Genomic DNA, 23429 nt, shown 5'->3' on the forward strand with positions numbered 1-23429 from the left:
GGGGCCGCAGCCGTAGGTGGTTCCCGTGGAGATCACACGAACGCCGTCACCGGACACACCATCAGAAGCGCCGCACCGCACCGGGCAGAACACGGCGCCGGCCACCGGGGGGTGGGTGCGCACCGCCCCGGTGGCGGACGCGGAGGAGCCGGGCGACCCGATGGGCCCGGGGGCCTCGGGCGACCCGGCGGGCCCGTGGGACGAGGCCGCCGTAGCCGTCGACGTCCCGACCGTCACGTCGGCCGACCCGACCGGGGCGGAGCCGGGCGCCGAGCCCCCGGACGACCCACCCTTCGTCCTCTACAAGGCGGGGGAGGACTTCGGTGAGGCCGTCGCGGGCCTCGCGCTCTGGGTGCACGGTCTGCTCCTGCCGGTCTACGGCCGCGAGATCTCCTCCAGCGCCCCCTGGTGCCCGCGCTGGTACGACCACATGGAAGCCGTCGCGCAGCTCTACGGCCTCTGGATGGCTTGGCAGGACCTCACCGGAACCCGCGCGCCGCTGACCGGCCCCGCCATGTGGCACAGGGACTTCCTGACACCGGCGATGAACACACTGCGCGACCCCTCGGGCGTCTTCGCGGGATGCAAGCCCGGCCAGCACCGGCCCAAGGAGTCACCCCCGATCGAGGAACCGGCCCCGGACACGACGCCGACCACGTGACACCCGGATCCGTCCCCCCTCGGCACCGTCCCGCGCGCCCAAGAAAGCACCTCAACCATGTTCCCTGACAGGGGAGTTCAGCCCGCCCGCGTCCCCCGGCTCCTGGATGTCGACGCGTTGCGCGGGTTCGCGCTGCTCGGCATCTGACTGGTCAACGCCCCAGTGATCGCCGGGGCTTGGAGCCTGGTGGAGGGAGCGGGCGCGGCCCCGTGGGACCGTACGGCCGCCTGGCTGGTGACGGCCCTGGTCACCACGAAGTTCTACCTGCTCTTCGCGTTCCTCTTCGGTCACGGCTTCGTCTTCCAGGAAGCGGCGGCACGACGCGACGGAGTGCCCTTCGCCCGCCGCCACGCCCGTCGTCTCCTGGGACTGTTCCTGCTGGGCCTGGCCCACGCGCTGCTGCTCTACGCGGGCGACATCCTCATGACGTACGCCGTTCTCGGCCTGGTCCTCTTCGCCGTACGCAAGGCGGACCCACGGGCCTTGCTGGGCATGGCAGTTGCCCTGGTCGTCCTCCTGACCGCGGTGTTTGTCGTCATCGGCCTGGTGGCCTCGGGGACGGAGGGCGCCGGTCAGGTCTCCGCCCACGCGCTGAAGGAGATGCAGGCGCGGCAGAGCGCGTGGTTCCGGGGTGGCGCCGGCGGGGTCGTCCACGCCAACATCTCCGCCTACCGGCAGGCGTTCGCCGGCGCGCTCCTCTACGGCCCCCATCTCCTCGCCGCCATGCTGACCGGCCTCGCCGCGGCCCGGCTCGGGTGGCTGGACCCCGCGCGCTCGACGCCCCCGTCCGCAGCGGGCAGACGCCTGCTCCGCCTCGGCCTCCTCATCGGCCTGCCCGGTGGTGTGTTGACGGCGATGTGTTCCTACGGCCCCCTGGACGCGCGCTACTACTACCTCGGCCAGGCGGTCGACATCCTCACGGCGCCCGCGCTCTCCGCCGCCTACGCGACCGTACTGCTGTCGCTGCTGCACGGCAGGTTCGGCCCGAGGATCGCCGGAGCACTGGCACCGGCCGGCCGGATGTCCCTGTCGAACTACCTGTTCCAGTCCGCCGCTCTGGCCTTCGTCTTCACCGGCTACGGCCTCGCGCGCTACGGCACCCTCGGCCCGGCCGCACTGGCCTGCGGCTGCGTCGTCCTCTGGGCGGCCCAACTCGCCGTCTCCGCACGCTGGATGCCCCATGTCCGTTACGGCCCCGTGGAGAACGTGCTCCGACGTGTCACCGGCGGACGGCGCCGGCATCGCTCGGCCGACGTCCTGGCGGCCTCCTCGAAGGCGCGCCCGCGGTAGTACACGGCGAACGGGGCCTGACGGTGGTCGGGATACGGCGCCGTCACGGCCGTCCCTCCAGGGGCTTCCGGGCTCTGACGGCCTGCCTCGCCGCGGAATCGACGCACGACAGTGAGCCGGCCGGACCGCGTCCAGCGGGGAGTTGGGACGGTGGCCGCCTGTGCGCCCGCCGGGCGGCGAGGGAGGGGAGCGGCGAGCGGGGACAGGGGGAGGTCCGGCCCTGCGATCAGCGGACGAGCTTCGCCGCGCTCTCCCGCACCGCCGAGAGGTCCAGATACGCGGCCGACCCCGGGCATTCGGTGGACGTCCAGTCGCGATGGCCGCCGAGGGCGGGGCCGGGGGTGGACTTGCCGCTGGTGGGACTGGTGTAGGTGATGCCGGTCAGTGGGTCCAGCTTGTGCAGCGCCGCGAGGGAGGCCGTCAGTCCGACCAGGGAGGCACGCATCGGGGTTGACGGCTTCTCCTTGCTGAAGTCCCCCAGCAGGGCGATCCCGATGTTCCCGGGGTTGAAGGCGAAGGTGTGGAAACCGGTGACGACCTCGTCGCGCGCGTTGTGCGCGGGAATGCCGTCCGTACCGCTGAACCGCCCCTCGTAGACAACGCCCTGACGGTCGATCAGGAAGTTGTAGCCGATGTCACCCCAGTCGTTGGAGACGGCGTGCTGCTCGTAGATCGCGCGTACGGTGGCGGCGGGGTCGGGGTCGTCCAGAGGCGTGGCCGTGTGGTGGACGGTGATCGCCTGGGCCCGGGTGAAGCGGGTGGGTGACGACTCGCTGCTGTCTGCGGTGAACCGCTTCGTCTCGTCGGCACCCCAGTCCGCCCTGAGGGCCACGCCGGCCGGCGGGAACGCCGGGGCGCCCCCGGTCCCGGACGCGGCGCTGTTCGAGGGCGTGGCCGCCGTGGCGGGGCGCCCCTTCGTCCCGGAGGTCCCGGCATCGATGGCGATCGCGTCGATGACCTTCACTCCGGAGTCGACGTCGACCTGGTAGCCGTAGCTCCCATGGGCCGGTACGAGTGCCCGGTTCGGTGGTGTGGTCGACTTCGTGCGCGCGGTCTCGGGGTCCTTGGCACACGGGCATCCGGCGGTGACCTTCTGCCAGGCGCCGGGCTTGCCGTTCCGGTCGATCAGCCGCAGCCGCACACCCCGTGGCGAGCCGGTCCAGGTGAGGCCGACCGCGGTGATCGGGAACGAGGTCCGCTTCACCTCTCTCCCCGGAGAAGCCGCCTGCGACGCCTGGACCCGGGGCTGTGCGCCACCCATCGGACCCTTGCGGTCCGCGGCCACCGCCGGGCGGTCCGGGACCGCCCCACATGCTCCGAGCAGCGGCATTCCCACGGCTGCGGTGCCGAAGACGGTGAGGAAGCGCCGGCGTGACGCGCGACGTCCGCGCTCCGCGGGGGGCTGGTGCAGGGGATGTGCGTTGTTCGCGTTGTTCACCATGAGCTCCGTCAAGATCGGCTGCCTTCTACCGACACCTACGGCGCGCCGTGGAAGGTGAGTTCACTCCTCTTCGGAGGCTTCCTCGGCGGGTTGGGCGAAGCGAGGTGGAGCGCGCGTCGGCCAGTGATCCATGTCACGAACACCGGTTGAACCCCGGGGCGCCACAGCTCGGTGTGTCTTGCAAATCAACGGGGACACATGGGAGACAGTGAATGGCGATCCTGCGGCCACGCGCCACAAAAGCCACAAGTCACGAAGCGGTCATCAGGGCTCTCTACCTGGAGCACGGCAAGGCCCTGTTGGCGTACGCGACACGTCTGACCGGTGATCGGCTGATCGCGGAGGACGTGGTCCAGGAGACCCTGATCCGTGCCTGGCGCCATCCGGAGGTGGTCTCCAACCCCGAAGGTTCACTGCGGGGTTGGCTGATCACTGTGACGCGTAACCTGGTGGCGGACCGCTATCGCGCCAAGGCCGCCCGCCCGACGGAGGTGGGGGAGAGTGAGGCGACGGTGCCGGTCCAGCAGGACCATGCGGAGAACGTCGTCGAGTCGGTCGTCCTGATGGAGGCTCTCGCCCAACTCAAGGCGGATCACCGGGATGTACTGATGGAGGTCTACTACCACGGACGCAGCGCGGCCGAGGCCGCCGTACGGCTCGGTATCCCGGAAGGTACCGTCAAGTCCCGTGCTCATCATGCCCTGAAGGCTCTCCGCAAGGTGTATGTGGGTAAGCCCGGCAGCGACGTTCAGCTTCGAAAGGTGGCAGTGTGACCACGCGGGAGCACTCTCATGACGGACTCCTCGGTGCCCAGGCGCTGGGCCTTCTCGATGCCGACGAGCGAGCCAGGCTTGAGCAACAGATAGAGGCGTGCGAGGTATGCCGAGTGGAGCTGGCTGATCTGAGGGCATTGGAGGCCGAACTTGGCGAGGTGCCGCCCGAGTTCTTCCTGGACGGCCCTCCGGAGGACGGTGAACTGATGCTCCGCCGCACGCTGCGGCAGGCCCAGGAGGAGCACTCGGTCATCCAGCGGCGCAGGAACCTCGTGGTCGGTCTCGCCGTCGCGGCCCTGGCCTGCGTGCTGCTCGGCGGCGGCTTTGCCGCGGGCCGGGCGCAGACCGCGACCGAGGCAAGCGCTCCAGCGGCCGGGGACGGCGTGGAGACCGCTTCGGCGAAGGACTCGACCACCAAGGCGGCGATGGCGGTCAGCTTGACCCCTGCCGCCGGATGGGTGCGTGTCAACGCTGAGGTCAGTGGCCTTCAGCCCGGCGAGAAGTGCCGGCTGATCGTCCTCTCCAAGTCGGGTGAGCGGGAGACCGCGGGCAGCTGGGTGGTGGGGGAGCCGCAACAGGGGGCCAAGGGCGAGGGCATGCGACTCGCGGGCTTCGCGGCCGTACCCATGGACCAGGTGAAGTCGGTGTCCGTGGAGAGCGAACAGGGCAAGCGGTACGTCGACGTAACGCTCTGAGGCGACGACACACGATTGGCCTGGCCCGTGCTTTCGGGGCCAGGCCGTCGTCATGTGTCCGACCAGCGGTCGCCGCTCAGCGGTCCGAGGCGTCGGTCATCAGCCCGCGGTGCGCGGCGATCCGTTCCCTGAGGACCAGCGAGGCCAGGTGGGCCGGCAGGTGGAGCATGAACTGCTCCTCGGCTTGGCGCACCACGTCCGAGACCAGGACCACGCGTTCATGGCCCCGCACCGCGTGCCGGACGGCGGCCTCGGCAGCGGCCCGGGCCCGCTGCCAGTCGTGCGCCGACGCGGCACCCGCGCGGCGTTTCTCCCGATGGGCTGCCACCTGGCGGCGGAGCAGCAGTTCCACAAGTGCGGTCCATTCCATGCGATACATATAAGAACCAACGGTTCCGGAGCCGATTCGGGTCATCGCGGCGCGCACCTTTTCAGCACCGCTGCTTTTCCTCCTCGGAAAGTCTCGACCTGAGAGAGTTGAGCGCGTAGTGGTGTCGGGATTTCACGGTGCCGACCGGAATGCCGATCAGTCCGGCGGTTTCCCGCACGCTGTGCTCGAACACATAGAGATGCAGCACGACTTCCCGGTGGTCGGGGGAGAGACCGTGCAGCAGCGCGAGGGTCTCCATGGAGGTGGCGACGGAATCGGCGTGGTCCGGCAGCGTCATCTCCCGGTCGCTCGCCCCGAGCATTTCGCCGGCTCCCACCACTTCCCTGCGGGCCACGGAACTGCGTGACCGGTCGATGATCAGGTTGCGGGTGACGGTCAGCAGCCAGCCGCGGATGGAGCCGGCGCTGGAGCAGAGCCGCTCCGTGTGCGGCCAGGCCCGGATGAACGCTTCTTGGGCGATGTCCTCCGCCAGATGCCGGTCCCGGAGAATCTTCTCCGCATAGGCGATGACGGCGGGTGAGTGTTCGGCCATCAAGCTGTCCAACTGGCCGGAACCGGCTGCGGAGGAACCGAGTTCGCGGGGGCCGGGCGCGGGGTGTTCGAGGGCCGTGTCAGGCGTGCTCATGGTGACCGGATTTCTGGTGCGGAACGTCGGCGTCGTCCGCCGAGTCCGGTGTGGGTCCATTGCCAGATCAAGGCAACCAGCCGCTTGTATACGTGCCGTTGACGGCTTGTCTATGGGCTGTACACGCCACCACCTTGAACCCGCCGGGTCCGTGCGGCGTAGCACCTCATGAGCCCCGGGACCGCCGGGGACGAAGAGTTCCCTCCGGGGACCAGGAGGTTCCCTCCGAGGGGAAGGAGACCGATGGCCACCGAAGCCGAAGTCATCGACGCCGTGTACGCCCACAGTCGCCGTCCTGACCGACACTCCGCCCCGGCGCTGTTCGCGAGCAAATTCGTGATCCCGGACGACAGGATGTTGTACGTGGCGCAGGGATTGGCTGCCCGCATGAACAAGGAGAACGGCACCTCGTCCCTTTGGAAGAGGATGACGTCCCGCACGGACAAGGCCCCTTCGCGCTTTTATGCACAAGCGGGTGCGTTTCTTCGGGACTATGTCGCACAGCAGCGGTTCGCCACCGCCCATCAGGAATGCGTGAGCATGATCACCGAGAGTCGCAACGAGGTGGGTGCAGCGGGGCGGGAACGAGACGACCAGCTTCAGCGGGTGGCAGGAAATCGCCTGACGGGCGGCCCGGGAGATGCCGCAAGACGGGAGTTCGCAGAATCCTTGGGGTCTTCCATCAATGTGTTGGACTCGCTGCACGAGGGTGCCCGGAGAAAATTGGATGACATCCAGGATCGCGTAGTCGGGACCGTGCAGGCGAACCTTGGATCCACGGTCATTGATGATCTGACCGCTGAACTGAAGCAGCAGACACAGGAACTGGGGAGTGCCGTGCGGGCGATGCGCTCCTCGGTGGCGGAGGCCCGCGGTCGACTTTCCGGGACGAGAATCCGCGTGCACGAACTCGCACGCCTCCTGCCGCCGGGAAAGCCTGCGGCGCCACGAAGCTCCTCGCCGACGGGAACCCCGGCGGCTGACGCCGGCCGCCGTTCCGCGGAAGGGCTTCCGTCGGCATACACCGCCCGACCCGCGCCCCACGATCCGCGCGGCATGGGAAGGCGCTGACAGCGATCCTTGCCGGAACCTCGGATGCCGTTGGCGCCACGTAGTCCAATCCAGCCACCCCGATGTCGAATCCCTTCGCGTGAGGCTGAACCCGGATGGCGCTCCCCGCCGTAGAAGCAATTGACCACGCAGGTCATCGAATTCACGAAGGGGTACCTGGTGACAGAGGAAGAAAAACAGGAGAACGCCAGAATCGTGGCCGCCTTGGCCCGGTTCTACGACCGTCTCATCGACAAGGGCGGACTAGTCGACGGGAACGGGCGACCTCTCAGTGACGCCACAGTAACTGCCGTACTGGCGGAGGCCGGTCTGGCCGAGGAGCACAGGGTCGCTCCACTTCTGGGGCAGATCAAAGCACGCGTGAGCAACGGGGGGAGTCAGGACCTCACCTATCATCGCGAGAGGCTGTTTTTGGCAGAGTATTACGAGAAGGGTGCTCCTTCCGCCGAAAAGCAGCGGGAAGCGGATTCCGTCCGCCGGTATGCCCAGCATTACGACCTCGGAATCGCGCGGGCCCGCACCATGCACGTCGACCCCCGGCCCGCGACCCGTTACCCGACGGCCGAACAACTGGCGACGGTGAACAACTCGCGGTACCGGCAGGTGAGGACGCTGGGGCTGACGGAGTTCGCGCAGCCACAGGTGGCCGAGGCACGTGACCCGGAGTTGGCGCGACAGCGCGCCGAGGTGGATGCGGCGTACCAGCGGCAGGCGGTCGAGGCCTATCACCAGGAGGCAGCCGTCTTCCGGCAGCAGGAGGCGGCCCGGCGGCAGGCGGAGGCATTCCAGCAACAGGCGGAGGCTGCTCGTCGACAGCAGGCCCTCGCGGCGTACCAGCAGGCCCCCGCTCCGGCGGCGTACCAGCACATTCCTGCCGCCTATTGTCCGGGCGGTGCCTATCCCACTGACGGTGTCTTCGCCGCCCCCGCGCCCGCCGCCGCTTCACATGCGACGACGTCACACCTGCCGCCACAGGCCTTCGCCCGCTCGGCGGCTCCCGTCCCTGTGCCTGTCCCGCGTGCGACGACGTCGCACCTGCCGCCGCAAGCTTTCGCCCGTTCTGCGGCCCATGTTCCTTCGGGTGTTCGTGCCCCCGGGCCGGCAGTTTCGCAGGTAGTGCCGTACGGAACGGCGTACGGCACCCAGTACGTTCCCGCGCCGAACCAACGGTACGGATCGCGCCCGACCCAGTAACGCCCGCCCACCGTCGAGGAGTTACTCCTCGACGGTGGGCTTCTGTTGCACTGATCCGGCTCATGAGGTCATGCGGCGCCCCGGGTTCTTGACGGGGACGACAGGCCGGGTGACCGAGTCCCGCGACGCGTCGGTGGCGACGGACGGGATCCGGTCGGTGCCCGAGGCACGCAGCGCGGCGACGGCCGCGACCTCGTCACTCGCCCGGAGTGTCGTCCGGCTGGCGTCGGAGCGCGCGGGGCCTTCGAACTGCCGGGAGCGCGCCCGGTCCGTGCCTGCGGACGCTGTCCGAGTGCGGGTGGGTCCCTGAAGAGAGGGTGACATGCTCGGGGTTTCCCGGCTCACCCGCGCATGACTCCGCGACAGGCCCTGCGCGGCGAGAGATCGTTCCGTGGACTCACGCGTGGCCCGTTGCACATAGGCGCCCCCTGCGGCCCCCAGTCCGGCGCCGACCAGCAGACCTGCGGGCCCGGCCAGGACGGCACCCCCGACCACCCCGACAGCTATCCCGGCCATGATCCAGGGATTCTCCTTGGCGAACCGCACGGCGCGGTCGACATAGGGCTTCACCACCTGCCATCCGCGGTTGGCCCGGTCCACCAGACGGTTGAAGGCCGACGGGCGGGCCGGCATGGGGGCGCGCAGGGGTGCCGACTGGGAACTGCTCCGGGCCGTAAGGGGATCAGGGTCTACGACGGTCGTCGGAGCGGAGCGCCTGAAGTCTTCGACAAACCTTGAGCGCGGCGGAACCACGGACGGGGCCGTGGACAGGTGCTCCGGCGTGGGAGCCGCCGAAGGTGCCGCCCCGGCACGTGGCGCGTCGCTTCCTCCCGACAGACGGGACAGGGACGCCGCGCGCTGCCGCTCGATCCACTCCGCGTCAGGGAGGGGTTCCTGAGACGCGCGCCGTTCCTGTCCACTCGCACGGGTGCCATCTTCCATTTCGGTCCTCCGGTGGTGAGAGCTGCTTCGAACAATCGAAGAAGGGCGTCTATGCCTTCTATTGAGGGCTACGCACCCGCCGCGTCACTCAGTTTATCCATTGCGCGGTCCCCGGTAGCAGTAGTGAACGGCGGGGACCGCGCCGACGTTGTACGCAAGGACCGACCGATTCCGACGTGAACAGGCGCATCGACCATGACCACCGCACAGGCCCGCGATGACGCCTCCGACTTCTGGAAAGCGGCCGGAGAGACAGCCGTCCGGGAGTTCGTCTCCGCTCCCGAGGAGTTTCTGCGAAGCAACGTGGTCCTGCTGCGTATGGCGGACGGCATGCGCGCCAGGAGCCCCGAGCCGGCGATGGACCATGCGGCCTTTCTGTACTGGATGGACAAGCAGGACCGCCACTGGTTCACGTTGGCGAGACACCCGGCAGCGACGACGGCCGATGCGGACCGCGCCGTATACGTGTTGACACCGGCGGTCGAGAAGTACGCGCAGGCGTACGGCACCGATCCGAGTCTGAGCGCACTGATCACCGGACGGGCCCTGCCCGAGGTCGGAACCGCCGAGACGTACATCCAGGCGCACTACATTCCGTATCTGCGGGGCGGGACATCGAACCCCGAACAGAACGTGGGCCATACGACGGTTCCGGTGGCGCCGTCGGTCGATTTCCGGGCTGACTTCGTGTTCACGGCAGCCATGAACGGATGCGCCCTCGCCATTACCAAGGAGGACGGGCGGGACGACTTCACCGCCTGGCACTACCAGTCACCTTCGTCGAACCGGGAGGAGTCGGAGCGGTTCCGGGTGGAAGCGAAGCCCGTCGACTGGTTCGGCGACGCCGAGTACCAGAGTCTGGGCCCGAGCTCGATCCCCGAGTCGACCAACCTGCTCTGGCGGGGAAGCCAAGGGTGGGAGTTCATCGGCCAGGAGAACCACGCGAGTTTCGACAACTACGACAACGTCCGGACCAACGCGGTGACCAGCCGTCCGGTCCGGCTCGAACCGGGCCAGGAGTGGCGGTACGTGGCCCGGCACTATCTGCGCTCGGTCGAGGACCGTCTGGAGAAGCTGCGACGAGTGGAGGCGACACATGTCCGGCGCCTCGGTGTCAGCGCGCCCGACATGCTCCTCAAGTCCTCGTTCTCCATGGTGAAGATGCAGGCGGAGCGCGACAGGGAGGCGCTGAGCGGGGTGGGCGGCGCACATCAACTGGCCGAAGCCGCCAGGAAGATGGAGACCGGTCATGGGTCCACCAGGGAGATCGTCGCGAAGTTCGACGAACAACGTCTGTCGGCGGAGCGGGAGGTGGCGGTGGGTGCCCGGTTCTGGAGGCGGAACCCCCAGAACGCGGGCCAAGCCCTGCGTGAGCAAGTAGGGCGCTTCACCGCTGACCTGGGCGGCGACGCGTGGACAACGGGACTGAGGCGCGAGGCCCGGAGCCTCGCCGCCCGACACACATCGCCGCCAACCCAAGCTGCCTGGGCGGCCGTCCCGCCGGCCATCTCCGCCGCCGCCCGCCTCCAGGCCAACGGCACCCCCACCACGCACACCCCGCCCACTTTCCCGACACCTTGGACCGACGGCCTCGCGCCGGCCAGGCGGAGCAGCGCCGTCGGACAGTGAGGTCACCGATGTCGGGAGAGGTGTTCCGGGGGTGCGTAGCGGGGGTGATGGTCTCAGCCGCGGTGCGGTTTGGTCGACGTGGAGGCCGTCGACCCGGCCGAGTATGCGGCAGGGGCCGCCGTCGATCGGGCATGCGCCTCCGCACGGGTCAGTTCTGTTGTGGCTGCCGCCAAGTACTGACGTGCGCTCTCTCGCCCTCTTTCCATCTCTGCCACTTTGACCTTGGCTTCCGCCACTGGACGGTCGAACACCTTGATCTGGTCCGCGGCAGTTTTGGAAACGCGCTGCTGGTATTGAGCTTGGCTTTCCCTGGCCCCCGGGGCAGTGGCCCGGCGGATTTCGTTGTACTTCCTAGTGTGCTGGTCTTGGTATGCCTTCTCCGCAGCGCTCTGGTTGCTCTTCGCCGATGTCACGGCGATATCCCACTTCGACAGTGCGTTGGCTGCCTGCTGCACGGCGTTGCGAGCGCTTCTGACCGCCTCTTCGGCGGTCGGGCTGCTGTTGGGCGGAGAAGGGGTGACGTGCGGCGAGTCCGCGTCCGAGTGCCACGTGGCGCTGGTCCCGGGAGCCTTGGCCCTCGCGGCCCGCTGGGGGGCGACGGATCCGAAGCCCTCGTCCGTAGCCCTGTGGGTGGCCTGGAAGAAGTGATTGGTGGCAGCACCCGGGTTGGTCTGCTGCCCCGCCGCGCTGGACTTGAGCTGGGCACCCGCGTATCCGTAGGACGTGGTACCGCCACGCCCCGGTACCACGTCCTGCGAGGCCGGGTAGTTCGCGATAACCTTCGCCCTGCTGCCGGGAAAGAGGGCTTCCAGATCCTTCACGAGAGCCGACTGCCGCTCCTTGCACCCGTTGCAGGTGCCATTGTTCACGGTGAGATCGACCCCGATTTTCCCCACTGCCTGCCCCCTCAACTTGGAGACCTCGGCGTAGGCCCAGTCCAGGGCCTTGACCTCTGCGTCATTCTTGGAGATACTCAGCTCTTCCCTGGTGCTCTGCGCCCAGGAATACCTGCTGTTGCGACCGGCCCGGGTGCCGCTCAGGAAAAGCTGAGAAGTCATGTTCGGCTGCGTACTTCCGTTGAGATATATGCTCGCTATGACGCCCGTCTGTCCCGTCGGGGTCTGCGTGTAAACGGCTTGCATGGACTGCATGCGTTGCTGTGATCCCGGGCCGTACATTTCGTTCGGAGTGGACATTCTTCCTCGTTCGTCGATTTCTGTGGAGTGTTTCCCTGTCATTTGGAACGACGGCCCGGACCCCCATCGAGTTCAACATTTTTTGCGCAGGGCACGGGACCTCAGGGTGTGGCGAGCTGCCGGAGTTTGGTGCTGGTCTTCTCGGCGTCGGGGTGGCCCAGCGACTCCATGGTGCTCAGTGCTTCCGTCCACACGGTGCGCGCCGAGTCCGGGTCGCCGACGCTCGCATACGAGTCACCGAGGCGTTCAAGCGTGCCGACGGCGTACCACGGTGGGCTGCCATGTGCCTGGTCGAGGGCGATGGCGTTGCGGTATTCGGCGATGGCCTCGGCGTACCGTCCGAGGCAGTGGTGGGCGTAGGCGATGCTGTCCCAGGTGTGTGCCGCGTTGATGTGATCGTCGAGTTCCTCGCACAGGGCCAGCGCCTCGTGGCAGTGGACGAGGGCCTCCTCGTGCCGGTCGAGTTGGCTCAGTTCCCAGCCGACCGCGTTGAGCGCCGAGGCCAGCGCCACCCGAGGACGTTTTCCGCCGTCCCGCGCGGTCGCCTGGCGGAGAAGAGCGAGCGCCTCCCGTGCCGCGCTCAGCGAGGTCTCCAGATCGCCGCTCCGCTCGGCCGTTTCGTTCAGCCTGCGATAGCTCTCCGCACGTACCGCCTCATCGCTGAACTGGTTGAAGAGCGCGATGGCTTGCTCGGCGTGCGACAGCGCCTCGCCGAAGTGTCCCAGGCCCGTCATGGCGGTGCTCAGCCCGCGGTGGGCGTACGCCTCCGCGACCGGATCGTCCGACCGGCGTGCCGCTTCCATGGCGGAGCGGTGGACGATTTCCTCCTCCCGCCACAGACCGCGGCCGTGCAGGTAGTTGGCCATGCTCCAGGCGAGCTGCCAGGTGTGCACGTCGTGCCGGTGCCGAGCCGCTTCCTCGGTGACCGCCAGGAGTACCGCCAACTCGGTGGCGAACCAGGCTTTGGCTTCGGCGGGATCCTCGTGCGGATCCTCCACGTCCACGCCCTCGGCGGGCGGCGGCAAGGAGATCATCGGCCGCCCGGGGGAGGCCAGGGCGCAGGCGGCGTACGCGGTGTGCAGGTAGTGGTCGAACATGCGGTTCCGGGCGGCCCGGACCTCCTGGGGAGGGTCCTCGGCCTCGGCCAGTTCGCTCGCGTAGACGCGGAGGAGGTCGTGGAACGCGTAACGGCCGGGGACGAGTTCGTTGAGCAGGTGTGCTTCGGTGAGATGGAGGAGGAGTTGGCGCGTGCGGGCGGCGGGCAGTCCTGCCAGGCCGGCCGCGGCGGGCAGTGATATGTCGGGTCCGGGATGCAGGGCGAGCAGGCGCAGCAGTCGTCCTGCATCCGCAGGCAGAGCGCGGTAGGACCAGGAGAACACCGCGCGCACGTCGGCGGCGTCGTCTCCGTCCTGGAACGCGTCCAACCCGTGCGCGCTGGCCCGTAGTTCGTCCGCGATGGCCGTGAGGTGGAAGGACGGACGGAGCGCCGCGCGAGCGGCGATGACGGCCAGGGCCAGCGGGAGTCGCGCGCACCGGGCGATGATCTCCTCGACCGCCTCCGGCTCGGCGGCCACCTGCCGGTACCCGAGACGGCGGGCGAGCAACGCCCGGGCCTCAGGGGAAGAGAGCACGTCGAGGTGGAGGGGAACCGCTCCGTCCACGGCCACCAGTCCCGAGAGCCCGCTGCGACTCGTGACGATGACCAGGCAGCCCGGTGCTCCGGGCAGCAGGGGCCGGACCTGTGCCGCGCTGCGGGCGTTGTCCAGCAGGACGAGGACCCGCCTCCCACTGAGCAGGGTGCGGTAACGGCTGGTCAGGGTGTCGATGTCGTGGGGGAGTCCGTGCGGGTCCGCGCCGAGCGACTCCAGGAAGAAGCGCAGCGCGTGCTCCGTCGGCATCGGCGTACCGTTCGGGTCGAAGCCCCGCAGATTCAGGTACAGCTGACCGTCGGGGTAGCGGTGAGCCATCCGCCGGGCCCAGTGCACCGCGAACGTGGTCTTCCCGACGCCCGCCATGCCCGCGATGGCGCTCACCACCACGGTGGAATCCACCGGTAGACCCTCGGTGTCCGCGAGTTCGGCCTCCCTTCCGACGAACGAAGGCAGGTTCGCCGGGAGTTGGGCCGGTATCGGATGCGGTCGGACCGGGGCCTCCGGTCGGGCAGGGGTCTCCGGTTCCCCAGGAGTCGGGGGCAGGTGCAGTTCGGGATCGGCGCGCAGGATTCGCTGGTACAGCGTCTGCAGGGCCTGACCGGGATCGACGCCCAGTTCCTCCGCGAGCAGCGCCCGCGTATCCCGATAGGTCTCCAGGGCTGCGGCCTGGCGCCCCGACCGGTACAGGGCGAGCATCAACAGTTCCCGGAACCGCTCGTCGAACGGATACTGGGCGACCAACTCAGCCAGTTCGGCGCCTACTTCGCCGTGCGCGCCGAGGTCGATGTCGACCGTGAGCCTGAACGTGTGCGCGGACAGGCGGAGTTCGCCCAGGCGGTGGCGGTGGATCTGGGCGTAGTCGCTTCGGATGTCGGCCAGGGCCGGACCCTGCCACAGGCCGAGGGCCTCGCGGAGGTGCTGTGCCGCGGACCGCACGTCCCCCGTGTGCCGGGTTCGGTCGGCACGCGCGAGCAGCTGCCGGAACGCGCCGAGATCCGTGGCGTCCGCGGGGACTTGGAGCTGGTACCCGTCCCCTACGGAACGGATGACGGACGTCGCGGCGGCCCCGCCGGGATCCAGTGCCCTGCGCAGGTGGTGGACGTATGTCCGCATGATGCCGAGGGCCGAGGCGGGTTCCCCGTCGGTTCCCCACAGGGCCTGGATCAGTGTGCTTCTCGGAACCGGCGAGCCCTCGGCCAGCAGAAGCACCGCCAGCACCGTGCGCCGTTGCGGTGTGCCGAGGTCGATCTCCTCAGCGCCCCGCCAAGCCCGGACCGGGCCCAACACCGCGAAACGCAGACCCTCTTCCACAGGCCGATCCTCCCCGGACAACCCCCGTGTGCCTGGCCCGGGTGCGGGGCGATCGGCGATCGGTGGCGCTCGTATACGTCGATCATGGCGCCCTGGCTGTCTGGACGGAGGCGCCGCGGTTTTTACTCCTCGGTGACTCCTCGCGCGAGAGTGGCTGTCGTCGCGGTCGCCTCCTCGATCTTCAGCCGGATGGGATCCGCGTTCGGATGGCCCAGCGCGTCGAGGCTGTCGGCCGCTTCACGCCACGCTTCCAGCGCGTCCTCTCGATGGCCGAGGCGCAGTTGGATGTCACCGAGTTCATCGAGCGCGACGGCGGCGTTGAACGTGGCGCCGGTGGCTCGGAGATGGGGGAGAGCCTCCTCGTACAGCGAGGCAGCCGATGCGTGGGCGCCCGTCATCCGATGGACGTAGCCGATGCTCAGGAGCGTGTCCGCGAAGCCCATGACGTCACCGCCCTCCTTGAGCAGGGGCAGTGCCTCCTGGCAATGGGTCAGGGCCTGTTCGTACTGTCCGAGACGGGCGAGGTACCAGCCGACAGAGTTGAGGATGCGGCCCGTCGTGACGTTCTTGACCCCGGCCGAGCGGTGCAGGTCCAGCGCTTGTCGTGAGTGGTCCAGCGCGCCGTGCATGTCGCCGGCACGCTCGACCACCCAACTGGCCTGGCTGTGGGCCTTGCCGAGCAGGACGGGATCGCCGAGCGCGGTGAAGAGTTCCAGCGCCCGCGTCATGTGTGCCGAGACCTCCTCCATGGAGTCCGTCGTCACGGCCGCCTGCGCGAGCGCTCCGTGCACGTACCCCTCGGCGAACAGGTCACCGAGCCGCTGGGCCGCCTCCCGGGCCTGGTGGAACGCCGTTTTCACCTCATTCCACCGGAACCGGCGTTCCAGATAGGGGCCGAGGGCCCAGGCGAGGCACCAGCTGTAGGTGTCGAGGTGCTTCGCGGCGGTGAGTTCGACACAGGCGAGCAGCACGTTGTGTTCGGCGTCGAACCACTCGCGCGCGGTGGTCGCGGTGGTGTGCTCGCCGTCGAACTCCGCGATGTGCGCGCCGGGCGAAGCGGCCGGGATCTTGACGTTGGCCGGCGTGGGCACGGACGAGAGGTACAGCCGGGCGTTCGTGGCACTGTGCAGGTAGTGGTCCAGCATGCGCCGCCGCGCCGCCGCCCGCTCCTCCTCGGTGTCCTCCTCGTCGAGGAGTTCGGAGGCGTAGGCGGCCAGCAGGTCGTGGGTGGAGTACCGGCCGGGGGACAGCTCGTCCACCAGGTGGGTCCGGAGCAACTCGTCCAGCAGCCGCCGTGCGCGTGCGACGGAGAGACCCACGAGGCTCGACAGGGCCCCGAGTCCGGCATCAGGGCCGGGATGGAGGGAGAACAGCCGGAACAGCCGCGCCGCCTCGGTGCCGAGGGCACGGTAGGAGTAGGAGAAGACGGCCCGCACGTCGGCCGCCGCGTCACCGCTGTCGAACGCGTCCAACCTGCCCGCGCTCTCCCGCAGTTCCGCCACGACGGCGGACAGGGGCAGGGCAGGACGCGTCGCCGCGCGGCCCGCGACGACCGCCAGGGCGAGCGGGAGCCGTCGGCACAACTCGACGATCTCCGCCGCCGCCGCGGGCTCGGCCGCCGTACGGTCCTCGCCAAGCCGGCGGGCGAGGAGACCGCGGCTGTCCGCGTCGCTGAGGACGCCCAGCTGGATCGGATGGGCACCCTCGACGGCCACGAGACCGGCCATCCGGTCGCGGCTCGTGACGATGACCTGACACCCCGGCGCCCCCGGGAGGAGCGGACGGACCTGGGCGGCGTCCCGGGCGTTGTCCAGCAGCAGGAGCACCCGCTTGCCGCTGAGCCAGGTGCGGTAGTACGACGCCCGCGCGTCCGTGTCCTGCGGCACGTCGCTCGGGCTCGCCCCCAGGGCCTCCAGAGCCGTACCGATCGCCTGTCCGGGTGCCAGGGGTGGGGCCGCGTGGTCGAAGCCGCGCAGATTGAGATAGATCTGCCCGTCGGGAAAGTCGTCGGCGCTGCGGCGCGCCCAGCGGACGGCGAAGGACGTCTTGCCGATCCCCGCCATGCCGGTGACGACGGCGATCGCCGCCTCGGAGCGGCGGGCGAGGCGGGAGGCCTTCGCGAGTTCGGCCTCGCGGCCGACGAACACCGCCAGGCCGGACGGGAGTTGGGCGGGCGACACCCTGTCGACGGTGGCCGCGGCCCGGGGCCGTACTTCCACCGGCTCCTTGCGTGCCGTCGGCGCTTCCGGGCGCGCCGTGGGCGAGGGAGTGACGAGACCGGAGTCCGCGCGCAGGACACGCTGGAACATCGCCTGCAGACCCGGTCCGGGGTCCACTCCGAGTTCCCGCGCGAGCAGTTCCTGGACGTCCCGGTAGGTGGCGAGGGCGGCGGCCTGCCGCCCCGACCGGTAGAGGGCGAGCATGAGGAGTTCCCGGAAGCGCTCGTCGAGCGGGTTCTCACTCACCAGACCGGTGAGTCTGCCGACCGCCAGGGCGTGGGAACCGAGTTCGATCTCGGCCGTCGTGAGCAGGGCCTCCGCGGACAGCCGCTGGTCGTCGAGGCTGTGCCGCCGGGCATCGGCGTACTCGCCGCGGATCCCCGACAGGGCCGGCCCCTGCCACAGGCCGAGCGCTTCGCGCAGAATCTCCGCCCCCTCCTTGGAGTCCCCGGCGAGCAGGACGCGTTCGGCCCGGGTGACCAGACCTCGGAAGACATCGGTGTCGAGTACGGCGTCCCGTGCGACGACGAACTGATAGCCGTGTCCGGCCGACGCGATCGCGGGCGGGGCCGTGGGGGTGTCCAGTGCCTTGCGCAACCGGTGGATGTAGGTGCGCAGGATGCCGCGTGCCGAGGAGGGGACGGCCGTTCCCCATACCGCGTCGATCAGTTCGTCCACCGGGACGATCGCGCCCCCGGCGAGGAGCAGCGCGACCAGCACGGTCCGCTGCTGTGGTGACCCCAGATCGACTTCGTCGGATCCTCGCCACGCTCTGACCGGCCCCAGCAGGGTGAACCGCAACTGTTCCGTCACTTCGCTACTCTTCGAGCCCCTCGACCCCGAAGCGGGCATCGCATGGATGCCTGATACGAGGCGAGGAGTTCTGTTCCGTGTCGTGGGAACACGGATCATAACGGTCCGCCGCCCCAACTGCGTTGTGATGCAGTGGGGTTGGCGCCGCCATCCGCCCGGGGGCCTCAGCCCGTGGCCCCTCCCGTACCGATCGTGTCGAGCAACTCCCGTGCCTCCGCGCCGAGTCGGGGGCCCGCCAGCCACTGGGCCTCGCTCGGGCCGATCGACGTGTTGCTGATGAGTTCGAGGCTGCCGTCGGCCCGGGCCATGAACCAACCCCCGCCCGACGCACCGCCGTTCATCGTGCAGCCGATCCGGTAGAGCGTGGGGTCCGACGCGTCGACGGAGAACCGACCGGGCCGGTCCTGGCACGAGAACAGGAGGTTCCCGTCGAACGGTGCCTCCGCCGGGTAACCCCAGATCTTCAGAGTGGGGATCCCGGCGATCGCCGGCGCGTCGAAGGCCACCGGGATCGCGTAGCCGATCGCCCGCTCCAGCGAGGCCGAGGGGTCCCCCGAGCGACGGACATGCAGGACGGCGTAGTCGAAGGGCGCGCCCGCGCCGCCGATCTCCTCGCCCTCCCGGGCCCAGCCGGAGGAGACCCCCGCCCGGTCGGCCCACCAGACGCCCAGGGGGGAGATCCGCTGCTCACTCGTGTCGGCGGAACTCACCCCGGACAGTGCCTCGTTGTTGTACGACGGCACGAACACGATGTTCCGGTGCCAGACGCCGGTCCGGCCGGAGTGCACACAGTGCCCCGCGGTCCATACGAGGCTCGAAGCGCCGGGGTCCGCGGGATCCGTCACCGCGGTTCCGGAACAGACGCGGGGGCCGTCGGGGGTGTCGAAGAACACCTTTCCCAAGACGGCCGCGTTCTCGACATAGGGCGCCTTCTCCGGCTGCGCCGGCACGGCTTTCGGCTCCGAGTCGGAGACGCGCGGATCGACCTTGGTGTCGTCCGGCATCGCCATGTCGTAGGGGGTCGCCTTCGACATGTCCGACGACGACCAGGCTCTGGGTTCGGTGAACTTCCCCACCGCCTGCGATTCCGCGTCGGCGGGCCGGCTCTGGCATCCGGAGAGCGTGAGCAGTACCGCCGCGATCCCGTACAACAGGATCGCGAGCGGTCTCCGCGCGCTGCCCCTGCGTCGGTTCATCTCATCCGCCATCCCTCGTCGCCGTCCTTTCCTGTGCTGTACAGCCGTCCACGGTGGCCCGGTGCGCGGGAAACCGTTGGAGAGGCGAGGGCTATCGGGTACCGGAGGCGAACTCACCGATGAAGACGGAGCGGGTCCTGTTGTCGAAGTCCTGCGCGGCGAGGTTCCTGGACACACCGCTCTCCAGCAGGAGGGACTTACCAGTGCAGTTCCGGCCGTCCCACAGCTTGATCGGCTTGTTGACCGACTCGTCGTCGTCCGCGCTGATCGCGGAGATGGCGGCGCCCAGGGAGGTGTTCCGGCAACCCCGGCCGGACACGGTGCCGGCCGCGCTCTCGGAGTCGCTGGGGTCGTCGACGAACTTGTAGAGGCCGTCCTCGGAGCGCTCGACGAACTCGGTGTTCCTGACGCCCCCGGTGCCGACGCCCTGGGAACTCGCGTCGTCCTGGCCGCCGGTCCCCTCCTCCACCGTGGGCTCGGCGACGTCGCCGTCCTGGCCGGACCGCTTGCCGTCGGGCGTCACGCCGAACCAAGTGCCGCCGACACCCTGTCCCTTGGTGTCACCGGGCTCCACGTCCTTGCTGAACAGGTACAGCGGCGCCCCACCGATGGTCAGCTGGAATCCCTTGCCCCGCCGGACGAAACCGACGTCCGCCTTCTTGATGCCGTCGATGAACACCTTGCCGCCCGGCTTCACCAGATACGGCGGCCAGGTCTTCTCGCACGCGTCGAAGCAGTTGGACTTCGACGGCGCGTCCTTGTCGAACCGGTAGAGCACGAAACCGGCGGCGTTCGTCACCACGGGGTCCAGTTCGCCCACCGAGGCGGCCGAGAGCTGAACCCAGGTGCGGATGACAGGGTTCGACTGCTGGGCCTGCTTGGCGGGGGCCGCGTTGGCGGCGAAGTCGCCGGTGTTCGGATCGGCCTTGTTCTGCTTGGCCGTGCCGTTCTTGAAACTGACCTGATCGGCCGGGACCGTCGTTGCCGAATCCCTCACGCCCTCCGCGCCCCCACCGCCACAGGCGCCGAGGAGCAGGGTGCCGGCCATGGCGATCGCCGCGAGTGCGGCTGTGCGAGTGCGATACATCGGAGCCCCCGTGAAAAGGTGGTAAACCCGTTCTGGCTGTTCCAGACCGGTTGACACCCGCAACACGGCTCACGGCCGGTGGGGGGTTCTAGAAAATACGCGCGTTACCCAAACGTGATCAGAGGATGCGGGGCCCTCAGAGACGCACTCCATGGGCGGCCAGATAGGCGACCGGGTCGACGTCCGAACCGAAGACCGGTTCCGTCCGGGCCTCGAAATGAAGATGAGGTCCGGTCACATTCCCGGTGGCCCCGGAGAACCCGATCCGCTGCCCGTCCGACACGACGGCCCCCTGCTTCACACCCAGTTGGGAGAGGTGGGCATACAGGGTGTACTCGTGCTCGGCGTGTTTGATCAGTACGTAGTTGCCGTAACTGGCGTCGGTCGCCGACATCAGCACCATTCCCGGCCGTACCGCCACGACCGGAGTCCCGACGGGCACGGCCAGGTCGACACCGGTGTGATGACCGGTGGACCAGTTGCCCGACTGGGCGTAGGCGGCGGTGATCACGTAACCCTGGACCGGGGCGGTCGCCGTACCGGCCGTCCGTTGTCGCGCGGCCGGTGAGGAGGCCGGCGCGTCGGGCTGCTCCGTGGTCGGGTCCTCCTCCGGCGGCGCCGAGGCCGCGTCGGCTCCGGAGTCCGTGTCCCCCTCCTCACCCGTCGGCAGGTCCGGCGCCACGATCACTCCGCCGTCCGGCTCCTCGTCGGCGTTCGCGGGGGGCATCACACTGGCGGTCGGAAACGCGGGAAAGGTGGTGACCGTCGACGCCGGAGGCAGACCGTCGGTGACGGTCCGGTCCCCACCCGACAGCGCGAACGCCGTCACCGTTCCGGTGACGAGGGCGATCGCCACGGCTACCGCCGTCAAGGACTTGTTGTCCAGCCCGAGTCGGCGATGGAGCGGTGGCCGGGAAAGGCTCGGTGCGCGGGAGGAGAACGGAGCGCCCGGAGCCCGCGAGGCGCGCGGAATGCGCAGGCGCGCGCGAAGACTTGAGCGGCTCGTTTCACCGAAGTCCGCGTCGGCCAGGAAATCCTCGTCCGGGTCGAGGTCCGGGTCGAGGTTCGGATCGTCGGCTTCCGGCGACGTGGAACTGTGGTGGTCGGGACGGAGATCGGGGCGTATCGGCTGTTTGAAGTAGTCCACGGGAGTCTCTCGGGGCCGCAAGCTCAGTTGGGGTATGTCGGTACGACGTCGTCGCTCTCACCGCATGTTCGTCAGGGACACCGCGAAAGCAGGTGGGGTCACCTGGGCCAGCGTGGCCAGGCGCCGTTCGGCCGCCGTGTAGCGCTCGGTCTCCTCGGCCGGGCCGATCAGGTTCCACAGCGCCAGCAGCCGCTTGCCCAGCGGTACGGCATTGAACGGGGAGGCGATCAACTCCCAGCAGACGACGGCACGTTCGACGTCCTCGCGGGCGCGCGGATCGTCCTGCTGATGCCGTAGCTCGGCCACCTGGAGCCAGAGCGTGGTCGCCGTGGCGTGATCGCCCATCAGATGGGCCACATACGCTTCGAGGGCGCGCGCCTCCAGCGTGTAGAGGTGCTCCGGCCCGAAACGGCGGGCCGACTGCCGTGCCAGCGCGGCTGCTTGGGCCTTGGCCGAAGTCAACTCGCCGCTGGTGATGGTCTCGCAGACGAGCGCCGCCGCGGCGCGGAACTCGTCCGGCACGGCAAGCGGCTCGGGACGAGCGGGGACAGGTGTTCCGACCGCTGTCAGCACGGCGGTGTCCTGATCCCGGCGCGTGTCCTGCCGCGCGGCACCCGCGCTCTCCGGCTCCGGAGCCGGCGGCATGGCCGGCGCCCCGGGGTCGTCGAAGGAGAGCGGGTCCTCAAGGAGTTCACTGGCTCCGTCCTCCCGCACCCGGATCCGCAGAACGGTGCGCCGCTGCTGGTCCAGGACCGACGCCTCGACGGGCGCTCCCTGGGTCATCGCCCGCTGTTGCAGATGGTCGAGTACGACGGTCTGGGCGGCGTCGCCCGACGTGGCTCTCGCGATGATCTCGCCGTCGACCGCCACGGTGCCGTCGGAGGTGATGAAGACGGGGTACGGCCCGTCCCCGGTACGGTCTGCCCGCGCGGCATCGTCCCCGGCCCGGGCGGCGGGCTCGATGCCGGCGGCGGAACCGGTCGGTACGGGTTTCGCATCACGCTGTTCCAGCTGGAACATGGTCCTCACTGTCCTTCGGTGTCTTGGGTGGGCGGGGACGCGGGTACCGCGCCCTCGTAGATCGCGAACTTGGCCCGGACCGCGAGGACGTACTGCTGGGAGGCATTGGTCCGCGGGACGCGGCCGGCCTCGCGCACGGCGTCCGGTCCGGCGTCGTAGGCCGCCAGGGTCAGGCTCAGCAGATCGCCGAGCGGCTCCGCGCTCACCAACGGCCGCAGCTGGTCCGCCAGCTCACACATGAAGCGGCCCTGGGCCAGGATCGAGTCGGCGGCGTCGAGCGCCGAGGTCTTGCCGTTGTCGTCGTCGTCCTTGCCGAGGCGGGTGAACACGTCGGGCGGCAGCTGGGACACTCCCTGCTCGCCGTCGGGGCCGGTCTTGTCGCTCCGGAAGCCGGATTCCTGGTCGATCTGGGCGGCGATGACGACCGGACCGATGTCGGGGCAGAGCGCGCCGGCCTCGGTGATGGGGTCGGCCATGCCCTCCGGCACGGACTTCGGGTCGAACTCGCCGCTCCCGTCGCCCTGGATGATCCCGGCGATCCGGTCGGGGTCGGGCGCATCGGCGCCGCCGTCACCCCCGCCTCCACCTCCGCCGAAGAAGAGGATCAGTGCGATCAGCGGGGCGAACAGGACTCCGAAGCCGCCGATCACGAACACCGAGGAGATCGCCACGGTCATGGCGACGGGCGACATCAGACACCCCAGCCCGCCCACCGCCATACCGGTCTTCACGGCAGTTCCCATGCCCTCGGCGCTCGCCCCTCCTCCGGAGTCGCCCGAGTCTTCGCTCACCGCTCCCACCTCCTCCTTCGGCCGTGACCACACGGCCTCTCCCGGCTGGATCCGGCAGGCTCCCCGGGGCCCGGGGGCGGTGCGTGGATCTTTTTCGTGCTCGGCAACGGCTCGGACCGCTTGCGCAGTTCAATTTCGATGAATCGGAACGAGGAGTGAACTGTCGGCGGGGGTCCGGCCGTAGGTGGCTGTCGTAGGGAGCGCAGGGAGGCGAACGGCCCTTCGCGGGCCACCTCCGAACCCATGTCCTCGGGCTCCCTGACCGCCGCCGTCGACCTGGTGTGC

The 23429-nt window shown here is 69.4% G+C and carries 19 protein-coding genes; 7 read left to right on the top strand and 12 right to left on the bottom strand.

Going from position 1 to position 23429, the window contains the following annotated elements; all coding sequences use genetic code 11:
* The first annotated feature begins 25 nt into the window (after window positions 1-25).
* Window positions 26-661 (top strand): DUF4913 domain-containing protein, encoded by a 636-nt coding sequence (locus OG226_RS49440; RefSeq protein ID WP_328686092.1) that lies wholly within the window; start codon window positions 26-28, stop codon window positions 659-661.
* A 186-nt stretch (window positions 662-847) separates the two neighbouring features.
* Window positions 848-1951: a DUF418 domain-containing protein gene (locus OG226_RS49445; RefSeq protein WP_329352949.1), complete on the top strand. Its 1104-nt coding sequence runs from the start codon at window positions 848-850 to the stop codon at window positions 1949-1951.
* 226 nt (window positions 1952-2177) lie between these two features.
* On the opposite strand, the gene OG226_RS49450 is transcribed toward OG226_RS49445, so the two are convergent.
* Window positions 2178-3404, bottom strand: a complete 1227-nt coding sequence (locus OG226_RS49450; protein ID WP_329352950.1) for a peptidoglycan recognition protein family protein — start codon at window positions 3402-3404, stop codon at window positions 2178-2180.
* Window positions 3405-3604: 200 nt separating this feature from the next.
* On the opposite strand from OG226_RS49450, the gene OG226_RS49455 reads away from it, so the two are divergent.
* Both OG226_RS49455 and OG226_RS49460 read left to right on the top strand, forming a co-directional pair.
* Window positions 3605-4165: a sigma-70 family RNA polymerase sigma factor gene (locus OG226_RS49455; RefSeq protein WP_329352951.1), complete on the top strand. Its 561-nt coding sequence runs from the start codon at window positions 3605-3607 to the stop codon at window positions 4163-4165.
* Window positions 4162-4860: an anti-sigma factor gene (locus tag OG226_RS49460; RefSeq protein ID WP_328686096.1), complete on the top strand. Its 699-nt coding sequence runs from the start codon at window positions 4162-4164 to the stop codon at window positions 4858-4860. The genes OG226_RS49455 and OG226_RS49460 overlap by 4 nt, the downstream gene beginning before the upstream one ends.
* Before the next feature lie 76 nt (window positions 4861-4936).
* Here the strand turns inward: OG226_RS49460 and OG226_RS49465 are convergent, their stop codons facing one another.
* Together OG226_RS49465 and OG226_RS49470 are read right to left on the bottom strand one after the other, a co-directional pair.
* Window positions 4937-5230 (bottom strand): hypothetical protein, encoded by a 294-nt coding sequence (locus OG226_RS49465; RefSeq protein WP_328686097.1) that lies wholly within the window; start codon window positions 5228-5230, stop codon window positions 4937-4939.
* Window positions 5231-5291: 61 nt separating this feature from the next.
* Entirely contained in the window at window positions 5292-5876 is a 585-nt protein-coding gene (locus OG226_RS49470; protein WP_329352952.1) for a sigma-70 family RNA polymerase sigma factor, read from the bottom strand.
* Window positions 5877-6119: 243 nt separating this feature from the next.
* Between OG226_RS49470 and OG226_RS49475 the strand changes: the two genes are divergently transcribed.
* A complete protein-coding gene (locus OG226_RS49475; protein WP_329352953.1) occupies window positions 6120-6947 on the top strand; it encodes a hypothetical protein in 828 nt (275 codons plus the stop codon).
* A 120-nt stretch (window positions 6948-7067) separates the two neighbouring features.
* A complete protein-coding gene (locus tag OG226_RS49480) occupies window positions 7068-8141 on the top strand; it encodes a hypothetical protein (RefSeq protein WP_329352954.1) in 1074 nt (357 codons plus the stop codon).
* Window positions 8142-8201: 60 nt separating this feature from the next.
* Here the strand turns inward: OG226_RS49480 and OG226_RS49485 are convergent, their stop codons facing one another.
* Window positions 8202-8774 carry a hypothetical protein gene (locus OG226_RS49485; protein ID WP_329352955.1) on the bottom strand — a complete coding sequence of 191 codons (573 nt, stop codon included), beginning with the start codon at window positions 8772-8774 and terminating at the stop codon, window positions 8202-8204.
* A 504-nt stretch (window positions 8775-9278) separates the two neighbouring features.
* Here OG226_RS49485 and OG226_RS49490 point away from each other — a divergent pair.
* The gene (locus OG226_RS49490; protein WP_329352956.1) at window positions 9279-10712 is read left to right on the top strand and encodes a hypothetical protein; all 1434 of its coding nucleotides are present in this window, start codon (window positions 9279-9281) and stop codon (window positions 10710-10712) included.
* A gap of 53 nt (window positions 10713-10765) precedes the next feature.
* Here the strand turns inward: OG226_RS49490 and OG226_RS49495 are convergent, their stop codons facing one another.
* The 8 genes from OG226_RS49495 to OG226_RS49530 form a co-directional block, all read right to left on the bottom strand.
* On the bottom strand, window positions 10766-11908 hold the full coding sequence (locus tag OG226_RS49495) for a hypothetical protein (protein ID WP_328686103.1): 1143 nt from the start codon (window positions 11906-11908) through the stop codon (window positions 10766-10768).
* Window positions 11909-12009: 101 nt separating this feature from the next.
* Complete coding sequence (locus OG226_RS49500; protein WP_329352957.1) at window positions 12010-14871, bottom strand: AfsR/SARP family transcriptional regulator; 2862 nt, start codon at window positions 14869-14871, stop codon at window positions 12010-12012.
* Window positions 14872-14993: 122 nt separating this feature from the next.
* The gene (locus OG226_RS49505; protein ID WP_329352958.1) at window positions 14994-17903 is read right to left on the bottom strand and encodes an AfsR/SARP family transcriptional regulator; all 2910 of its coding nucleotides are present in this window, start codon (window positions 17901-17903) and stop codon (window positions 14994-14996) included.
* Between the two features lie 164 nt (window positions 17904-18067).
* Window positions 18068-19099, bottom strand: a complete 1032-nt coding sequence (locus OG226_RS49510) for a trypsin-like serine peptidase (RefSeq protein ID WP_329352959.1) — start codon at window positions 19097-19099, stop codon at window positions 18068-18070.
* A gap of 91 nt (window positions 19100-19190) precedes the next feature.
* Window positions 19191-20186, bottom strand: coding sequence for a hypothetical protein (locus OG226_RS49515; RefSeq protein WP_329352960.1), 996 nt, complete (start codon window positions 20184-20186; stop codon window positions 19191-19193).
* A gap of 136 nt (window positions 20187-20322) precedes the next feature.
* The gene (locus OG226_RS49520; RefSeq protein ID WP_329352961.1) at window positions 20323-21333 is read right to left on the bottom strand and encodes a M23 family metallopeptidase; all 1011 of its coding nucleotides are present in this window, start codon (window positions 21331-21333) and stop codon (window positions 20323-20325) included.
* Window positions 21334-21390: 57 nt separating this feature from the next.
* A complete protein-coding gene (locus OG226_RS49525) occupies window positions 21391-22353 on the bottom strand; it encodes a hypothetical protein (RefSeq protein ID WP_329352962.1) in 963 nt (320 codons plus the stop codon).
* A gap of 5 nt (window positions 22354-22358) precedes the next feature.
* Window positions 22359-23144 carry a transglycosylase SLT domain-containing protein gene (locus OG226_RS49530; RefSeq protein WP_329352963.1) on the bottom strand — a complete coding sequence of 262 codons (786 nt, stop codon included), beginning with the start codon at window positions 23142-23144 and terminating at the stop codon, window positions 22359-22361.
* Window positions 23145-23429: the final 285 nt, after the last annotated feature.

Source organism: Streptomyces sp. NBC_01261 (assembly GCF_036226385.1).
Classification (GTDB): domain Bacteria; phylum Actinomycetota; class Actinomycetes; order Streptomycetales; family Streptomycetaceae; genus Streptomyces.